General features: G+C 65.6%; 16 protein-coding genes, 1 tRNA gene and 1 pseudogene. 7 read left to right on the top strand and 11 right to left on the bottom strand.

Going from position 1 to position 17,478, the window contains the following annotated elements; all coding sequences use genetic code 11:
- Nucleotides 1-17: 17 nt before the first annotated feature.
- Both nirD and A1D30_RS10205 read left to right on the top strand, forming a co-directional pair.
- The gene (gene nirD / locus A1D30_RS10210; protein ID WP_242421837.1) at nucleotides 18-377 is read left to right on the top strand and encodes a nitrite reductase small subunit NirD; all 360 of its coding nucleotides are present in this window, start codon (nucleotides 18-20) and stop codon (nucleotides 375-377) included.
- A gap of 58 nt (nucleotides 378-435) precedes the next feature.
- Nucleotides 436-1,752 carry a nitrate- and nitrite sensing domain-containing protein gene (locus tag A1D30_RS10205; RefSeq protein ID WP_063460606.1) on the top strand — a complete coding sequence of 439 codons (1,317 nt, stop codon included), beginning with the start codon at nucleotides 436-438 and terminating at the stop codon, nucleotides 1,750-1,752.
- Between the two features lie 146 nt (nucleotides 1,753-1,898).
- Here A1D30_RS10205 and A1D30_RS10200 read toward each other — a convergent pair.
- The 6 genes from A1D30_RS10200 to A1D30_RS10175 all read right to left on the bottom strand — a co-directional run bounded on the left by A1D30_RS10200 (nucleotide 1,899) and on the right by A1D30_RS10175 (nucleotide 8,645).
- Nucleotides 1,899-1,974, bottom strand: a tRNA-Thr gene (locus A1D30_RS10200).
- A 12-nt stretch (nucleotides 1,975-1,986) separates the two neighbouring features.
- Nucleotides 1,987-2,994, bottom strand: a complete 1,008-nt coding sequence (locus tag A1D30_RS10195) for a class 1 fructose-bisphosphatase (RefSeq protein ID WP_063460605.1) — start codon at nucleotides 2,992-2,994, stop codon at nucleotides 1,987-1,989.
- A 21-nt stretch (nucleotides 2,995-3,015) separates the two neighbouring features.
- On the bottom strand, nucleotides 3,016-5,772 hold the full coding sequence (gene pepN / locus A1D30_RS10190; protein WP_063460604.1) for an aminopeptidase N: 2,757 nt from the start codon (nucleotides 5,770-5,772) through the stop codon (nucleotides 3,016-3,018).
- A complete protein-coding gene (locus A1D30_RS10185) occupies nucleotides 5,756-6,430 on the bottom strand; it encodes an HAD family phosphatase (RefSeq protein ID WP_063460603.1) in 675 nt (224 codons plus the stop codon). Before A1D30_RS10185 ends, pepN begins: the two co-directional genes overlap by 17 nt.
- A protein-coding gene (gene prfB, locus A1D30_RS10180; RefSeq protein WP_109790915.1) for a peptide chain release factor 2 occupies nucleotides 6,430-7,534 on the bottom strand; the annotation gives its coding sequence in 2 pieces (ribosomal slippage) (nucleotides 6,430-7,452 and nucleotides 7,454-7,534; 1,104 coding nt in all). Before prfB ends, A1D30_RS10185 begins: the two co-directional genes overlap by 1 nt.
- A gap of 202 nt (nucleotides 7,535-7,736) precedes the next feature.
- Nucleotides 7,737-8,645, bottom strand: coding sequence for an alpha/beta hydrolase (locus A1D30_RS10175; protein WP_063460601.1), 909 nt, complete (start codon nucleotides 8,643-8,645; stop codon nucleotides 7,737-7,739).
- Nucleotides 8,646-8,799: 154 nt separating this feature from the next.
- On the opposite strand from A1D30_RS10175, the gene A1D30_RS10170 reads away from it, so the two are divergent.
- Entirely contained in the window at nucleotides 8,800-9,861 is a 1,062-nt protein-coding gene (locus tag A1D30_RS10170) for an aldo/keto reductase (RefSeq protein ID WP_063460600.1), read from the top strand.
- 125 nt (nucleotides 9,862-9,986) lie between these two features.
- Here A1D30_RS10170 and A1D30_RS10165 read toward each other — a convergent pair whose 3' ends face one another.
- Complete coding sequence (locus tag A1D30_RS10165) at nucleotides 9,987-11,414, bottom strand: M20 family metallopeptidase (protein WP_063460599.1); 1,428 nt, start codon at nucleotides 11,412-11,414, stop codon at nucleotides 9,987-9,989.
- Between the two features lie 25 nt (nucleotides 11,415-11,439).
- A pseudogene (locus A1D30_RS10160) lies at nucleotides 11,440-12,438 on the bottom strand (tripartite tricarboxylate transporter substrate binding protein).
- 152 nt (nucleotides 12,439-12,590) lie between these two features.
- Here A1D30_RS10160 and A1D30_RS10155 point away from each other — a divergent pair.
- From A1D30_RS10155 to A1D30_RS10140, 4 genes are all read left to right on the top strand, one after another.
- A complete protein-coding gene (locus tag A1D30_RS10155; protein ID WP_063460905.1) occupies nucleotides 12,591-13,550 on the top strand; it encodes a LysR family transcriptional regulator in 960 nt (319 codons plus the stop codon).
- A gap of 71 nt (nucleotides 13,551-13,621) precedes the next feature.
- Entirely contained in the window at nucleotides 13,622-14,113 is a 492-nt protein-coding gene (locus A1D30_RS10150) for an aminoacyl-tRNA deacylase (protein WP_056063754.1), read from the top strand.
- 57 nt (nucleotides 14,114-14,170) lie between these two features.
- Nucleotides 14,171-14,845, top strand: coding sequence for a glycerol-3-phosphate 1-O-acyltransferase PlsY (plsY, locus tag A1D30_RS10145; RefSeq protein ID WP_063460598.1), 675 nt, complete (start codon nucleotides 14,171-14,173; stop codon nucleotides 14,843-14,845).
- Nucleotides 14,846-14,952: 107 nt separating this feature from the next.
- Nucleotides 14,953-15,183: a hypothetical protein gene (locus tag A1D30_RS10140; RefSeq protein ID WP_063460597.1), complete on the top strand. Its 231-nt coding sequence runs from the start codon at nucleotides 14,953-14,955 to the stop codon at nucleotides 15,181-15,183.
- Between the two features lie 11 nt (nucleotides 15,184-15,194).
- Here A1D30_RS10140 and A1D30_RS10135 read toward each other — a convergent pair whose 3' ends face one another.
- The 3 genes from A1D30_RS10135 to A1D30_RS10125 form a co-directional block, all read right to left on the bottom strand.
- Nucleotides 15,195-16,214: an HD domain-containing phosphohydrolase gene (locus A1D30_RS10135; protein WP_063460596.1), complete on the bottom strand. Its 1,020-nt coding sequence runs from the start codon at nucleotides 16,212-16,214 to the stop codon at nucleotides 15,195-15,197.
- Between the two features lie 10 nt (nucleotides 16,215-16,224).
- Nucleotides 16,225-16,857 (bottom strand): retropepsin-like aspartic protease, encoded by a 633-nt coding sequence (locus A1D30_RS10130; protein WP_063460904.1) that lies wholly within the window; start codon nucleotides 16,855-16,857, stop codon nucleotides 16,225-16,227.
- Between the two features lie 76 nt (nucleotides 16,858-16,933).
- Nucleotides 16,934-17,419, bottom strand: a complete 486-nt coding sequence (locus tag A1D30_RS10125; RefSeq protein WP_056063745.1) for a YajQ family cyclic di-GMP-binding protein — start codon at nucleotides 17,417-17,419, stop codon at nucleotides 16,934-16,936.
- Nucleotides 17,420-17,478 lie beyond the last annotated feature (59 nt).

Genomic DNA, 17,478 nt, shown 5'->3' with positions numbered 1-17,478 from the left:
AGAAAGACGAGAACACCATGAGCGCACTCCCCATGACCAGCACCGACTCCTCCCTTGCCTGGACCGACATTTGCGCGGTCGATGACATCCTGCCCAGCACCGGCGTATGCGCCCTGGTGGCCAGCCGCCATGTGGCGGTGTTCCGCGTCGGCACAGACCAGTTTTTTGCCATCGACAACGTGGACCCCAAGTCTGGCGCCAGCGTGCTGGCCCGGGGCCTGGTGGGCAGCATTGGCGACCGTGTGGTGGTGGCCTCGCCGCTGTACAAAAACCACTTCGACCTGCGGACCGGCGAATGCCTGGAGACACCGGCGCAATCGGTGAGTGCCCACAGCGTGCGCGCTGTGGGTGGTCGTGTCAGCGTGGCTTTGGCCTGACACAATCGCAGTCAGGTCGCGGCACGCCTGCTGCGCCACAACCACCCAGGAATCCTGCATGCCAGACCCGGCCGCGCCTTTGTCGGTATCGAACCTTGTGCTCCGCTCCAAGCAGCTGGAGATCGACGCCGTGCGCCACCTTGCCAGCCGTGCCGAGCTGGTGGACGTGATCGGGCAGCTGATCCAGGGCCTGCAGCGGGAGCGGGGCGTCTCGGGCGCGTATCTGGCCTCCAAGGCCCTGCGGTTTGTCGATGTGCGGCTGCGTGTCATCGACGAGGTTGCGCCCCTGGAGGCGCGGCTGCGCGAAGTGTTTGCACAGCACATCGAGCCGGGGCAGGGCGCCACCGCCAAGGCGCTGTCGCTGATGGCATGGGCCCTGCTGGGCCTGGAGTCGCTGCCCGCGCTGCGCACCCAGATCGAGCGGCAGGCCATGTCAGCGCACGACTCCGTGGCGGCCTACAGCCACCTCATTGCGGGGCTGATTGAGTTGGTATTCCACGTGGCCGATGCGGCGGGCCTGCCCAGCGTGTCGCGCATGCTGGTGGCCTTGCTGCACCTGGTGCAGGCCGAGGAAGAGGCGGGCCAGGAGCGTGCGCTGGGAGCCTTGCTGTATGCGTCTGGCAGCAGCAACGAGGCGCACCAGCAGCGGGTGATTCACCTCATCGACGCGCAGGAGCGCAGCCTGCGTGTGTTCTCTGAGTTTGCCGAACCCGCGCTGCGTGCCCGTTGGGAGCAGCAGCAACTGGTGCCTGCCGCCGCCCAGCTGGAGCGCCTTCGTCGCGCGCTGTGCGTGGCCAGACCGGGGGCGGCGCTCGACAGCGACCTCAGCGACACCTGGTTTGACCTGTGCTCCGAGCGCATCAGCGCGCTGTGGCACCTGCAGGTGGATCTTGTCAAACGCCTGCGCGAAGACTGCGAGGCGCGCATCCTGGAGGCCCAGCAGGACCTGCAGGATTCCAAGGGCCTGCTGCGTGGCCTGCGCGACAACCCGCCACAGCGCACCCATGCGGTGGACCGTTTTTTCGACATGGCCCAGGTGCCATCAGCCATGCCGGACCCCGTCGGTGCGGCTGCCCACGCAGGCGAATCGGCCTCGCTGGTGGACCTGCTGCAGAGCCAGTCCGCGCGCATGGCCAGCATGGAGGCGGAGCTGGAGGTCGCCCGCCGCACGCTCAATGAGCGCAAGGTGATCGAGCGGGCCAAGGGGGTGCTGATGGCGCGGCTGGGCATGAACGAGGAAGTGGCCTTCCGGGCACTGCAGAAAACCTCTATGGACCAGAACCGCCGCCTGTTGGAGGTGGCCGAGGCCACGCTGTCGCTGCCGGATTTTGCGTTTGCGCAGCAGGGCGCTCAAAACCCCAAGTCCGGGTCCTGAGGATGTTTTGTTGGGGGGCATCGTCGGCGGCCATGCCTGCGCACCGCTGTGCTTGATGGCGCCGATGCTCTGAGTTCGCCGAGAAAGAATGCTTCTGTCAGGCCCATGAAAAAAGCCCTGACTCTTGCGAATCAGGGCTTTTTATCTGGTGCCGGAGAGATGAATCGAACACCCGACCTTCTCATTACGAATGAGCTGCTCTACCGACTGAGCTACACCGGCGTAAGCCTCAAATTATAGCGTGGAATGGTAGCTTGTCACGCGCTCGACCTCATTTTTTGAGCCGAGGATCACGCTCACGCGCTCGTGCAATTGGGTGGGCTGGATGTCCAGGATGCGCTGCTTGCCGTTGGTGGCCGCGCCCCCGGCTTGCTCGACCAGCCAGCCCATGGGGTTGGCTTCGTACATCAGGCGCAGCTTGCCGGGCTTGTTGGGCTCGCGCTTGTCCCAGGGGTACATGAAGACGCCGCCACGGGTCAGGATGCGGTGCACGTCGGCCACCATGCTGGCAATCCAGCGCATGTTGAAGTCCTTGCCGCGCGGGCCTTCCTTGCCCTGCAGGCATTCGTCGATGTAGCGCTTCACGGGCTCGTCCCAGTGGCGCATGTTGCTCATGTTGATCGCGAATTCCTTGGTGTCCTCGGGAATGCGGATGTTCTCTTCGGTCAGCACGAAGGAGCCTTGTTCGCGGTCGAGCGTGAACATGGCCACGCCGTCGCCCACGGTGAGTACCAGCGTGGTCTGTGGGCCGTAAATGCAGTAGCCCGCAGCCACTTGCTGCGTGCCGGGTTGCAGGAAGTCGCCTTCCTCCACGCCCCGGTCACCGTCGGGCTTCTTCAGCACGCTGAAGATGGTGCCGATGCTCACGTTCACGTCGATGTTGCTGGAGCCGTCGAGGGGATCGAACAGCAGCAGGTATTCGCCTTGCGGGTAGCGGTTGGGCACCAGGTAGATGCCGTCCATTTCTTCGGACGCCATGGCCGCCAGGTGGCCCCCCCATTCGTTGGCTTCGATCAGCACCTCGTTGGCGATGATGTCGAGTTTTTTCTGGATCTCGCCCTGCACGTTTTCGCTGCTGGCTGTGCCCAGCACGCCGCCCAGCGCGCCTTTGTTCACGGCGTGGCTGATGCTTTTGCAGGCGCGGGCCACCACTTCGAGCAGCAGGCGCAGTTGTGAGGGGATGAGGCCGTCCACCCGTTGCTGCTCAACGAGGTAGCGGGTCAGGCTGATGCTTTTTGCCATGGGTCTTTGCTTTCAGATGGATTAGTCGGCCAGAGCGCGGGTGACAACCTCGCGCACGTCGTTGGACAGATCGGGCTTGGCGGCAACGCGGGCGATGGCCTCGCGGGCGGCGCTGCGCCAAGGGTCTGCCAGCTTCTTCCAGCGGTCGAGTGCGCGCGCAAGGCGGGCTGCGACCTGCGGGTTGATGGCATCCAGCTCGATCACGCGGTCGCTCCAGAACACGTAGCCCGCAGCATCCGCACGGTGGAAGGCGCCGGGGTTGGCGCTGCAGTAGCTGAAGATCACGCTGCGCGCGCGGTTGGGGTTCTTGAGACTGAAGTCCGGGTGCTGCATGAGCTGGCGCACGGCGGGCAGCACATTGCCGCCCCGGTCTGGCGCACCTGCCTGCAGGGCAAACCACTTGTCGATGACCAGGGGCTCGTCCTTGAACATGGCGTGAAAGCGCGCGAGGGCCGGTGCTGCGAGTTCGCTGCCACTGGCCACCAGGGCGGTGAGCGCGTTGAAGCGGTCCGTCATGTTGCCCGCCACCTTGAAGCGCTGGTAGGCCTTGCCCGGCCAGATGGCATCACCGGTGCGCTGGGCCGCAATGCACAGCATGTGCAGCGCCAGGCCGCTGAGCGCGCGGCGGCCGGAGGAGACGGGGTCGGGGCGGTAGCCACCGGTGTCCTGGTTCTGCTCCCAGGCCCATTCCCAGTCGGCCTGCAGCGAGACGGCCAGTTGCTCGCGCATGGCTTCGCGCACGGCGTGGATGCGCTGGGGGTCCACCACGTCCTGCTGCTCGGCGATGTAGGTTTCGGACGGCAGGGTGAGCACCAGTTCCTTGAACGCTGCATCCAGCGAGGGGTTGCGCAGCACGGTGCGCATGGCGTCTACAAACTCTGCGGGCAGAATTTGATGCTCAAATCGGCCGTTACCGCCTGTCTGTAAAGCATTGTTTGCTATTGAATTAATAGCGATTCGCAGTGCCAGGCGCTGGCCCGCTTCCCAGCGGTTGAAGGCGTCGGTGTCGTGTGCGAGCAAGGCCAGCAGCTGTGCGTCGGTGTAGTCGATGTCCAGCACCACGGGCGCGCTGAAACCGCGCAGCAGCGAGGGCACAGGTTCGGCATCGAGGTTGGTGAAAGTCAGCGTCTGCGATGCCTCGGTGAGCACGACCACGCGCGATGTGCTGCCCGACGACCCTTCGCCCGACAGATGCAAGGGCAGGGCGGCGCCGGTGCGGGCGTCGATCAGGCCCAGGTCCACCGGGATGACGAAGGGCAGTTTCTCGCTCTGGCCGGGCGTGGGAGCGCAGCTTTGCGACAGCGTGAGTGCGTAGCAGCGCGTGGCGGCGTCGTAGCGGCCCGTGGCGCGCACGCGGGGCGTGCCGACCTGGCTGTACCAGCGCTTGAACTGGGCCAAGTGCTGCGTGAGCGGGCTGGCCGGGTTGGCGTCGGCTATTGATCGCACGAAGTCGTCGCAGGTCACGGCCTGGCCGTCGTGGCGTTCGAAGTACAGCTTCATGCCCTTGGCAAAGCCTTCGCGGCCCACCAGGTTGTGCTGCATGCGCACGACCTCGGCACCCTTTTCGTAGATGGTGACGGTGTAGAAGTTGTTGATCTCGACGTAGCTGTCGGGCCGCACCGGGTGGGCCATGGGGCCTGCGTCTTCGGGGAACTGCGCGGTGCGCAGCACACGCACGTCTTCGATGCGCTTGACGGCGCGGGCCGACGGGCTGCCCGCCAGGTCCATGCTGAATTCCTGGTCGCGGAAGACGGTGAGGCCTTCTTTCAAGGAGAGCTGGAACCAGTCGCGGCAGGTCACGCGGTTGCCGGTCCAGTTGTGGAAGTACTCGTGGCCGACCACGCTTTCAATGTTGGCGAAGTCGGTGTCGGTGGCCGTGGATTCGCTGGCCAGAACGTACTTCGTGTTGAAGATGTTCAGGCCCTTGTTCTCCATCGCGCCCATGTTGAAGTCGCTGGTGGCGACGATCATGAAGCGCTCCAGGTCCAGCGGCAGGCCAAAGCGGGCTTCGTCCCAGGCCACGCTGTACATCAGCGAGTTCATGGCGTGTTCGGTCTTGCCCAGGTCGCCGGGGCGCACATACACCTGCAGCAGGTGGTTGGAGCCCGAGCGGCTCTTGATGAGCTGCTCGCGCGCCACCAGCTTGCCCGCCACCAACGCGAACAGGTAGCAGGGCTTCTTGTGCGGGTCCACCCATTTGGCGAAGTGCCGTGCGCCATTGGGGCCGTCTTCCAGCGCGCCGCTGTCCACCAGGTTGCCGTTGCTGAGCAGCACCGGGTACTGGGCCTTGTCGGCGCGCAGCGTGACGGTGTAGCTGGCCATCACATCGGGCCGGTCCAGGAAGTAGGTGATGCGGCGGAAGCCCTCGGCCTCGCACTGCGTGAAGAACGTGCCCTGGCTCACATACAGGCCCATGAGCTGGGTGTTCTTGGCGGGGCAGCAGGTGGTGAAGATTTCGAGCGCGAAGGGCTCTTCGCCTTCGGGCAGGTTCTCCAGCACCAGGCGGGCGCCCTCCATCTTGAACGAGGTGCCCTGGCCGTTGACCAGCACGCGCGCCAGGTTCAGCTCGTCGCCGTCCAGCTTCAGCGGCTCGGCTGCCACGTCGGGGTTGCGGCGCAGCACCATGCGGTTGAGCACGCGGGTCTTGTTCGGGTCCAGGTCGAAGGTGAGTTCGACGCTGTCGATCCAGTAGGCGGGGGCGGTGTAGTCCTCGCGGCGGATGGCGATGGTCTGGCCTGCTCCGTCTCCACTTCCGTCTGCGCTATGCAGTTGCAACATGGATGCTCTCCAGAAAGTCGGTGTTCATGAGTTCGGTGTAGTCGCGCACGGCGGCCAGCACATGTGGCCCGGCCAGTTGCTCGGGTGTGTGGGTGCTGCAGATGGCCACGGCGCGCATGCCTGCGCGGCGCGCGGCTTCGATGCCAAAGGGCGCGTCTTCAAAGACGATGCAGTGTGCCGGGTCGGCCGCAATGCGGCGTGCGGCCTCCAGAAAAATGGCGGGTTGGGGCTTGCCGGGCAGGCCCTCGTCACCGCGCACGATGGCTTGCGGCGCAGGCTCCAGCCCCAGGTGGCCCAGGGCGAATTCCACGTTGCCGATGTCGCCCGCCGTGCCCACCGCCACTTTGAGGCCACGCGCACGCACCTGGGCTGCAAACTGGCGAAAGCCCGCTACTTCGGTAAAGCGGGGCGCGAACAGTTCGCGGTAGATGGTTTCTTTTTCGTGCGTGAGCGCGTCGGCCTCGTCCTGCGACACGGCACGGCCCAGCAGTTCCACGATGCACTCGGTGCCGTTCTTGCCGGTGGTGCGGGCCATGAGGTCGGGCACGTCGATGTCCATGCCCCGGCGGCGTGCAAACTCGACCCACGCCTGGGCGTGCCAGGGCATGGAGTCGATCATGGTGCCGTCCATGTCGAAGATGATGGCTTCGACGTGCATCACACGCCTTGCTTCAACGACGCTTCGATGAACGCGTCCAGATCACCATCCAGCACCTTCTGCGTGGCCGAGATTTCGACGTTGGTGCGCAGGTCCTTGATGCGGCTGTTGTCCAGCACGTAGCTGCGGATCTGGTGGCCCCAGCCCACGTCGGTCTTGGTGTCTTCCAGCTTTTGCTGCTCTTCCATGCGCTTGCGCATCTCGAAGTCATACAGGCGGCTGCGCAGGCGCTGCCAGGCCACGTCACGGTTGCTGTGCTGGCTGCGGCCGTCCTGGCACTGCACCACGATGCCCGTGGGGATGTGCGTCAGGCGCACGGCCGAGTCGGTCTTGTTGATGTGCTGGCCGCCCGCGCCGGAGGCACGGAAGGTGTCGGTGCGAACGTCGGCCGGGTTGATGTTGATCTCGATGGAGTCGTCGATCTCGGGGTAGACGAACAGCGACGCAAACGAGGTGTGGCGGCCGCCCGAGCTGTCGAACGGGCTCTTGCGCACCAAGCGGTGCACGCCGGTTTCGGTGCGCAGCAGGCCAAAGGCGTATTCGCCCTCGATCTTGATCGTGGCGCTCTTGATGCCGGCCACGTCGCCCGGGGTTTCGTCTTCGACCGTGGCCTTGAAGCCCTTGCGTTCGGCGTACTTGAGGTACTGGCGCAGCAGCATGCTGGCCCAGTCGCAGGCCTCGGTGCCACCGGCACCTGCCTGGATGTCCACAAAGCAGTTGAGCGGGTCGGCCTCGTTGCGGAACATGCGGCGGAACTCCAGCTCTTCCACCGCCGCGCGCATCGTGGCGGCTTCCGACTCGATGGTCAAAAGGCCGGCTTCATCGCCTTCCTCTTTGCTCATCTCATACAGCTCGGCGTTGTCGGCCAGATCGCGGGTGAGCTTGTCCAGCGTGACGACCACGCTGGAGAGCGATTTTTGTTCCTTGCCCAGCTCCTGGGCCTTCTTCGGATCGTTCCAGACCGAAGGGTCTTCCAGCGATGCGTTTACCGTGCGCAGGCGTTCGAATTTGGCATCGAAGTCAAAGATACCTCCGTAACTCTGCCGTGCGCAGAGCCAGGTCGCTGAGGGTGGTGCCGATGAGGTTGATGCGTTCTGCGTCCATGGTTCTTGTCCTGCGTGTTCTGTTGAATAACCCGCGATTTTCTCATGGGACAAGCAAAGTGCCCCGCCAAAGCCCTGCGATGGGCGTTGGCGCGCAAAGGCCCGGGCCCGCCGGGCCGCTGCGGATGTGCTGTTAAATCAAAAACGATAGCTAAAAAGGCTTATCCGACGCGCGGTAGGGCCTGTTTTTGCTTGAATCTTTGCTAGGCCTGCTCCAGAAACTCCTCGATCAGGCGCGCCACCTGCGCAGGCTGGTCGTGGTGCAGCATGTGCGCGGCGTCGTGCACCACGGCCGTGCGGCAGTTGCGCACATGGGTCAGGCGCTGGTGGTATTCGTCCAGCGTGTAGCGGCCCTTCCACCACTGGCTCAGGCTGTCGTCGCTGGCCTCCACGGCCAGCACGGGGGCGGCGATGTTCTTGTACAGCTCCATCGCTTCGTCCAGCCGGTAGAGCTGGGCGCTGGTGATCTTGTGGGCCGGGTCGCCCAGGATTTCCCACTGGCCTTGCGCGTTGGGCAGCGCCCAGTGGCCCGCGAGCCATTGGGCCTTGTCCTCGGACAGGCGCGGGTTGGTCTTCATCAGCCTGCGGGCCACGCCGTCCTGACTGTCATAGCCCTTGAGGGCCATGTCGCCGGTGTGCAGCTGCTTGATCTCGTCGATCCACTGCGCATACCGCTTGGGCGCCTGGTCGGGCTGCGTGGCGGGCAAGCCAAAGCCCTCCAGGTTCACCAGGCGGCGGATGCGTTCGGGCCGCACGCCCGCATACATCATGGCCACGTTGCCGCCCATGCTGTGGCCCACCAGGTCAATGGCTTCGCCGGGGGCGTAGTGGTCCAGCAGCAGGTCCAGGTCGGCCAGGTAGTCGGCAAACACATAGTGGTCCACGGGCGCGCCGGTGGTCAGGCCAAAACCGCGCCAGTCGGGCGCGATGATGCGGCGCTCGTGCTGCAGCGCGTCCACCGTGAACTGGTACGAGGCGCTCACGTCCATCCAGCCGTGCAGAAGCACCAGCGTGGGCAGCGGGCTGGTGTCGGGGCCCCAGTGGCGGACGTGGTAGCTCAGGTGGCGCATGGCCAGCGTGCTGCTGCGCGAGGGTTTGAGAACTTGGTACATGTTCCGCGAATGGTAAGTCGATGGTGCGCCCACCCCGGTGCCCGGCTGTCACCAAGGAGTCCGGCGCCCGGCAGGTTTTGGCGTTCGCTTGTACCATCGCCAGCCACGGCCGCCGCAGGCCGCGTTTATCCCGATCATCTGGAGCTTTCACCGCATGAACACAGTCCGCTTGGGTCAGAGTGACCTGCTTGTCACCCCCATTTGCCTGGGCACCATGACCTTCGGCGAGCAGGTCAATGAAGCCGATTCCCACGCCATCCTGAGCCAGTCGCTCGCGCGCGGCGTGAACTTCATCGACACGGCCGAGATGTATTCAGTGCCCGCCAAGGCCGAGACCTTCGGCGCCACCGAGACCATCATCGGCAACTGGTTTGCCAAGAACCCCGGCGCGCGCCAGAAGCTGGTGGTGGCGACCAAGGTGGCCGGCCCCTCGCGCGGCATGCCCTGGGTGCGCGAGGGCAAGGGCATGACCCCGGCCGACATCGTGGCATCGTGCGAGGCCAGCCTGCGCCGCCTGCAGACCGATGTGATCGACCTCTACCAGATCCACTGGCCCGAGCGCCATGTGCCCGCGTTCGGTAACCTGTATTACGACCCCGCCAAGGAAACCTCGCAAACCCCCATCCGCGAGCAGCTCGAAGCGCTGGCCGGGCTGGTGAAGGCGGGCAAGGTGCGCTATGTCGGTCTGTCGAACGAAACCCCCTACGGCGTGCACGAGTTCGTGCGCCTGGCCGAGCAACACGGCCTGCCGCGCGTGGCCACGGTGCAGAACCCGTATTGCCTGATCAACCGCACCTGGGAAAACGGCATGGACGAAACCTGCCACCGCCTGGATGTGTCGCTGCTGGCGTACTCGCCCCTGGGCTTTGGCCTGCTGACGGGCAAGTACGACGAGAGCGGCACCACCGGCCCCAACGCCCCCCAAGGCGCGCGCATTGCCACCTATGAATCGGTGCGCAAGCAGCGCTGGGGCCGTCCCGAGGCGCTGGCTGCCTCGCGCCGCTACAACGCGCTGGCCCGCGCCAATGGCATGACCCCCACGCAGATGGCGCTGGCGTTCTGCTACACCAAGTGGCAGGTGGCCAGCACCATCATCGGCGTGACGTCGGTGGCGCAGCTGGACGAAGACCTGAACGCCTGGGGCACCACGCTGTCGCCCGAAGTGCTGAAGGAAATCGACGCGATCCGCTGGGAGCTGCGCGACCCGGCTTTGTAATGGCTCCCCCCTGAGTCGCCTGCGGCGCCTTCCCCCTGAGGGGGACGACACCATCGCTGCGGGGCGGCCCTTGCTGGGTGTCTCTCGCTTGGGCCGCGCCAGTTTTGGCGGCTGTTGCTTACCGTTCAAGCATCCGTTGTAGTTTGTGCTGCCAAGGCGCCTTCCCGCCACGGCGTGCCTTGCGGCTCGCCCAGGTCCCAGAATAACCCGGCCATCACCGCCAGCCCTTCGCGCGCCACGGGCGCCAGCAAATGTTCGTTGGGCGCATGCTGGGCGCAGGCGGGGTACGAGTGGGGCACCCACAGCGTGGGCAGGCCCAGCTGGTCGGCAAAGATGTCGTTGGGCAGCGAGCCTGCCAGGTTCGGCAGCAGCGTGGCGGGCTGGCCTGCGCTGGCCTGCAGCGAGGCCATCGTCCAGTCCACCCAGGGGTTGTGCAGATCGAGCCGCGTGGCGCCGCAGAGCATGCCCATGGTGATCTCGACCTGGCTGAAACCGTGCGCGTCCAGGTGTTCGCGCAGCGTGGCTTGCACGTTCTGCCAGTTGGTGCCCACCACAAAACGCAGCTGGCAATGTGCCACTGCCTGCGCGGGGATGGCGTTGATCGGCCGCTGCGCATTGCCCGCGCCCAGCGCCAGCACCTCCAGCGTGTTCCAGCCCACCAGCTGTTCGGCGGGTGTCAGGCCAGGCTCGCCCCAGCCGGGCGTGAGCGCCGGGGCGTCGGCATCGGCGCCGATCACCACGTCTTTGAGCGCCGTGCGCAGCTTGTCGGGCACTGCAGGCGGCAGCAGGCCTTTGACGAGGATGCGGCCCTTCGCGTCCACCAGCGTGGCCAGTGCGTGGGTGAGCACCGTGGCCGGGTTGGCCAACACGCCGCCCCAGTTGCCCGAGTGGTAGGCCTTGTCGCGACTGCGCACGGTAAGCGCAAAGTTGATCGCACCGCGTGATCCCAGGAAGAGGGTGGGGTGGCCCGCATTCACCCGGGGGCCGTCGCTGGCTACAAACAGGTCGGCCCGCAGTGCCTCGCGGTGCGCTTCGCAGAAGGCGCCCAGGCCGGGCGAGCCCGCCTCTTCACCCATTTCCATGAGCAGCGTCACGTTGTAGCCCAGGCGGCCGCCCCGGGCCTCAATGGTGTGGGCGAGTGCGGCCAGGCTCACGGTGTGCTGGCCCTTGTTGTCGGCCGTGCCCCGGCCGTACCAGCGCTCGCCTTCGATGGTCAGCTCCCAGGGCGAGAGGCCCTCGCGCCATTGGGCGTCCTGCCCGTTGACCACGTCGCCATGGCCGTAGGTGAGCACGGTGGGCAGGGCGGGGTCTTCCACACGTCGGGCCACCAAAAAGGGGCCGCCTTGGGGTGAGGGGTTGTCGAGCACCTGGCACTCAAAACCCAGGGGGGTGAGCCAGGGCACCATTTCGTCGGTGAGGTAGGCGCGCAACTCGGGCGGCACCTTGCCGGTGTCGCTTTCGGTGCGCCAGGCCACGCGGCGGCGCAGGTCGGTGGCAAATTGGCCATCGTCAAAGTAGCGCTGGACGTTGTCGATCAATTGTTGGCGTGTCATGGTGCGGGTCCTGTTCTGGTGTTCGTCAGTCCACCACGATCTTGGCGCGGTGGGCCAGTGCGCGGTAGCGGCCGATTTCGTTATCCATGGCTGCGTGCATGGCTTTGGGGCCCAAAAACACGGGTTCCATGCCCTGGGCGCGGATCTGTTCCTGCAGGTGGGGGTCGCGCATCGCGGCTTCCACTTCCTAGATCAGCTTGTTCACGATGGGTGCGGGTGTGCGTGCTGGCGCGGCCACGGCATACCAGCCGTCAAAGGCGGCATCCGGCAGCTTTTGCTCTGTCACGGTGGGCACTGAGGGCAGGGCGCGAGCGCGTTCGTTGCCCGCAATCGCCAGCGCCCGCAGCTTGCCGGAGCGCACATGGGGTGCTGCGCTGGCCACGGTGTCGATGGCCATCTGGATCTCGCCGCCGATCAGGCCCATCATGGCCTGCGCGCTGCCCCGGTAGGGCACGTCTTGCAGGCGCACGTCCGCCGCCTGCTCTAGCAGCGCACCGACCAGGTGCGGGGCCGAGCCCGAGCCGAACGTGGCGTAGTTGATGGTTTTGGGCGCCGCCTTGGCCGCCGCCAGCAGCGCGGCCAGGTCCTTGTAGGGCGCGTTGGCGTTGACCACGATCACGAGCGGTGCGCGCGCCACGATAGCCACGGGGGCGAGGTCTTTGAGCGGGTCATAAGGCAGTTTGTGGCGCAGCGCGGCGTTCACGGTGTAGCTGGTGGAGCCTGACACCAGCAGCGTGTAGCCATCGGGTTCGGCCTTCACCACAGTCTCGGTGCCAATGATGGTGGAGGCACCGGGTTTGTTGTCGGTGACCACTGGCTGGCCCAGGCGCGCAGACAGCTTCTGGCCCAGGGCGCGGGCCACGGCATCGGTGCCGCCGCCGGGCGGGAAGGGCACCACCACACGCACAGAGCGCTGGGGCCAGGCATCCGATGGTGAGGGGGTCTGGGCATGCGAAAGGTTGCTGACGCTGGCGAGGGCGGCCAGGGCTGCGGACAACAACGAGGCTCGAACAAGGTATTTCATGCGGACTCCGGTGGGAAGTGCCCTGGCACCAACGGGTGCGGCGGGGCATGGGTGAATTGGAGTCTCAAGCCATGCAAGATGGATGCTGGTTTACCATTGCTTTGAATAGAGATTTGGCAACTGACCATTGCCTTTTTGTGATTGGATACGCCGTGGCCGTTTCATTGCTCAGCCTGCCTCTGCGCTACTTCTTGGAGGTGGCGCGCACCGGCTCCGTCAACCAGGCCGCGCAGCGCCTGCACGTGGCGGCGTCGGCGGTGAGCCGCCAGCTGGGCAAGCTGGAAGACAGCCTGGGCGTGGTCCTGTTCGAGCGCCAGGCGCGCGGCATGACCCTGACCGAAGCGGGCACCCGGTTGCTTGCCCACGCCAGTGCACACGATGCACAGGCGCTCGAGCTGGTGGAGCAACTGCAGGATTTGTCGGCCCAAGGGGCTTTGCGGGTGCGGCTGGCCTGCACCGAAGGGTTTGCGGCCGCTTTCATGCCGCTGGTGATGGCGGGGTTTCGGCAGGCGCACCCGCAGGTGCAGCTGCAATTGCAGGTGGCGGTGCCGCAGGAGGTGTCGGCCCTGGTGCTGCGGGGCGAGGTCGATCTGGCGCTGAAGTACAGCACCGCGCCCGAAAAGGGCTTGCAGGTGCTGCATTCGGCGATTGCCCCCATCTATGCCGTCATGCCCGCGCAACATCCGCTGGCCCGCCAGCGCAGCGTGAGCGTGGCCGATGTGGTGCGTTACCCGCTGCTGCTGGGCGCGGCCAATACCACGGGGCGGCAGCTGTTCGATCTGAGCTGTGCGGTGCAGGGGCTGCGCTACGTGCCTGCGGTGGAGAGCAATTTTTCATCGGCACTGCTGCCGCTGCTCAGCGGGCAGGATGTGGTGCTGGCCAGCTACCTCACGGCGGCGCGCTGGGTGGAGGCGGGCCTGCTCGCCGCCCGGCCGTTTGACGAAGCCCAGTTGCAGCAGCGGCGCCTGCAGGTGCTGGCCGCCGAGGGGCGGGTGCCATCCGCCCTGGTGGAGCTGTTCACCAAAGCGCTGGTGGTGGCCATTGAGGAGTACGGCAAGCGCAAGGTGGGGCGGCGCCGCAAGGCCGCCGCGGCGCCAACTACGGTGTTCTGACACTCTGCAACGGGTTCCGGCGCGTTCACATTTGGATACGGATACCATCGGTGCCCTATCCGCACCACACCATGGCCAAGAAAGAACACGTTTCCGAGACCCAAGCCACCCAGCTGCTCAAGGCGAACAAGGTGGCTTTCACCGAACACCCTTATGAGTACCTGGAGCACGGCGGCGCCATGCACAGCGCCGAGGTGCTGGGCCTGGACCCCTTCACCGTGGTCAAGACCCTGGTGATGCAGGACCAGGACGCCAAGCCGCTCTTGGTGCTGATGCACGGCAACCGCAAGGTGTCCACCAAGAACCTCGCGCGCCAGATCGGTGCCAAGTCGGTCGAGCCCTGTGCACCCGAGGTGGCCAACCGGCACAGCGGCTACCTGGTGGGCGGCACATCGCCTTTTGGCACGCGGCGCACCATGCCGGTCTATATCGAGGAAACCATCCTGGCGCTGCCCCGCATTGCCATCAATGGCGGGCGCCGGGGTTTTCTGGTGCAGCTGGACCCGCAGGTGTGTGTGCAGTTGCTGGGCGCCAAACCCGTGCAATGTGCGCTGGCAGAATAGGCCGCCGCGCGATACAGCCCGTCAGAAGGCTGACCATTTGATTTCCAAGGAGTTGCTTTGACCGCCGTTTATCCCGTTCTCGCCGCTGTGGCTGCCTACCTGCTGGGCTCGCTGTCGTTTGCCGTCATCGTGACGCGGGTCATGGGCCTCTCTGACCCGCGCACCTATGGCAGCAAGAACCCGGGCGCTACCAACGTGCTGCGTTCGGGCTCCAAGGCCGCCGCCATCATCACGCTGCTGCTGGACGCCGTGAAGGGCTGGCTGCCCGTGGCGCTGGTGATGTGGTTTGGCCACCCCTACGGCCTGGAGGATGGCACCGTGGCCCTGGTGGGGTTGGCGGCTTTCCTGGGGCACCTCTGGCCGGTGTTCTTCCGCTTCGAGGGCGGCAAGGGCGTGGCCACGGCGCTGGGCGTGCTGGTGGGCGTCAGTGGCTGGCTGGGTCTGGCCACGGCACTCACCTGGGTCGTCATCGCCTTTTTCTTCCGCTATTCGTCGCTGGCTTCGCTGGTGGCCGCTGTGTTTGCGCCGGTGTACTACCTGCTGGTGGACGGCGTGGTCTGGTATGCCGAAGGCACCATTGCCGCTTCGATGGTGGTGATGGCGCTGTTGCTGGCCTGGCGGCACAAGGAGAACATCCAGCGGCTGATGGCAGGCAAGGAGTCGCGCCTGGGCAGCAAGAAGGACAAGCCGGGTGCCGAGGCGGGCGCGCCGTCTGGCAAGGCGCACAAGTAGCCGCAATGAACACGTTGGTGGAGCTAGGCTTGCAGTAAGGAAGGGGTCCTATGTGATCGTCGCCGTCGGTTCAGGAGATCGCCTCTGCCGCTTTGTCCTTGTGGGACATGAATGCCGAAGAGGTTGAGAACGAACTTGCTTTGAAAGTCGCTATTGCTCGGGGCCTGACAGAGATGGGCGTATCCACGGAGGATGCCGCTTTTGCGGCGGCGCTAGTGGACAGGGCATTGAATGCGCACGAGTTTCCCGACAGACCGGTGGATGAGGCAATTGCTCAACTGCCTCTTTATCAGGCATTGGTCGCAGAAATTCAGAGCGCAGGCTACGGCTACGATTGAACTGCGGGCGCTCAGAGCGCTCCAGGCCCTGTGACCAGCCCCCGCAGCCCGGCACTGTGCTGGGCGGCATACAAACCCAGCCGCACCATGGTGCGGTGGTTGAGTTCCAGGCTCACCGCCGAGCGTGCCAGTGCCGACTGGATGCGCGGTTTGCCGGAGGCCGTCTGGTACAGGCTGGGCTGCGCGTTGTGGCTGCCGCTGCGGTCGAGCAGGCTGGCCACCAGGGGATGGTTGGCCTTGTCGCTGCGGCGCAGCACGATGGCCGTTTCACCGTTGTCCAGTTTCACAAAAGTGCCGGGCGGGCACAGCCCGATGGAACGGACCAGGGTGTAGCTCACTTCGTCGCGCTGGTCCACCTCCTGCCCCACGATGGCGCGCACCGAGTCGGTGGCGCTGCGGCCCGCACGTGACTTGCGCGGGCTGATCATGGCCGCATAGCGGTCGATGGTGCCCAGGATGCGCGTGAGCCGGTCTTCCGGGTCCTGTCCCGCCAGGGGCACGCGTTCGGTGATGCTGGCATGGTGTTGCCCCACCACGTCCAGCCAGAGCGCATCGCTGATGAACAGGCGCTCCAGCAGCAGCATGCTTTCTTCGGGGTGGCTCTTGATAGCCTCCTGCTGCGCGGCAGTGGGGCGTTCGCGCTGCTCGGCCAGTTCGTCCTGCAGCGCGGTCATGCCGATGTTCATGGTGAGCGCCGCGCGCACCAGGCTGTCCCGCTCCCGCTGGGGCAGCTTGAGCTCCAGCGCCATGATGTGGCACAGCGTGCCGCACACCAGCGCGTGGGATGCGCTGTAGCCCACGGTGGACGTGGACGCGAGCTGGAACATCAGGTACAGCGCCGCATCGATGTCGTGCGCCACCAGGTCTTGCAGCCAGGTGTCGAACTGCCGCACCTTGCCGGGGAAATCCTGCACCTGCAGCGGCCGCGCCAGCAACACCGACAGCGCCGATTCCAGGTCCGACCAGAGGCTCAGAAGATCCTCGTACTCCCCCTCGGAATGCGGATGGCTGATGGCGGGGTGGGCGGACATGGCGGGCGGGTCAGTTGCGTTTTTCAAGCACCATCTGGTCGTTGCTGCGGGTCATCTGAAACTCGTTCAGAAAACTGTTGCCCAGCAACACATAGGGCATGGGCTGGGAGGTGACGATGGCCTCCACCCCAAACACCTCCACATCGCCAACGCGCACGGAGTCAAGCTTCATGCGCCAGCCTTGCCCAACGCCATTGGCAGTGCCCATGCGCACGAGCTGGCCGTTCTGGTAGTTCAGCCCCATCCGGTCTGCATCAGAGCGGCCGATGGCGACGGTGGAGGCACCCGTATCGACCATGTACTGCATGACCTTGCCATTGATGGTGCCGCTGTTCACAAAATGCCCCCGGCTGTCGGCGGTGAGCACAAGGCGCCTGCCGCTGGCGCCGCTGCGGCCCCCTACGCGCACCGGGGCTTCGCCCAGCCGCAGAATGCGCCGCTCGCCCTTGACCTCGACGGTGGCTTCTTCCTTGAGCACCGCGATGACCTTGACCCCCTGGAACTCATCCCCGGCGCCCACCGCACGCGGCGGGTGGGCATCCACCACCAGCAGGGCCTTGCTGCCCAGCATGCCGGCCAGCGCCACCGATTGCGCATGCACCGCTCCGGCGGTGGCCAGCAGAAGCCCGCCAAGGGCCACCATGGCGGCGGGCAGCAGGTGTACGGGCTTGGTCATGGTGTGGGGGATCAAAGTGGGTGGATCTTGCCGGGCGTCAGGCTCAGTCGCGGAAGTTGTCGAACGACAGCGGCACGTCGGTCACGTCCTTGCGGATCAGCGCCATGGCGGCCTGCAGATCGTCGCGCTTGGCGCCGGTCACGCGCACCTTGTCTTCCTGGATGGCGCCTTGCACCTTGAGTTTGCTTTCCTTGAGCAGCTTCTGGATCTTCTTGGCCAGCTCGCTCTCGATGCCGTTGCGCACCTTGATGACCTGCTTGACCTTGTCGCCGCCCATTTTCTGGACATCGCCCATGTCGAGGAAGCGCACGTCCACGCTGCGCTTGGTGAGCTTGTTGCGCAGCACGTCCTCGATCTGGGTGAGCTGGAAGTCGGCATCGCCGATCAGGGTGATGTCCTTGTCCTTGATCTCGATGCTGGCCGAGGTGCCCTTGAAGTCGAAGCGGGTGGCGATTTCCTTGGCGGTGTTCTCCACGGCGTTTTTCACTTCAACCAGGTTGGCTTCGCAGACGGTGTCAAAAGATGGCATGGTGGTTCTCAATCTCGGGAAACAGGGGGCAAATCGCAGCCCTTCCAAAGGGCGAATGC

It is taken from the genome of Acidovorax sp. GW101-3H11 (assembly GCF_001633105.1).
Classification (GTDB): Bacteria; Pseudomonadota; Gammaproteobacteria; order Burkholderiales; family Burkholderiaceae_C; genus Acidovorax.
The sequence above is the reverse complement of the archived record's forward strand: the minus strand, read 5'-3'. Positions and strand labels throughout refer to the sequence as shown.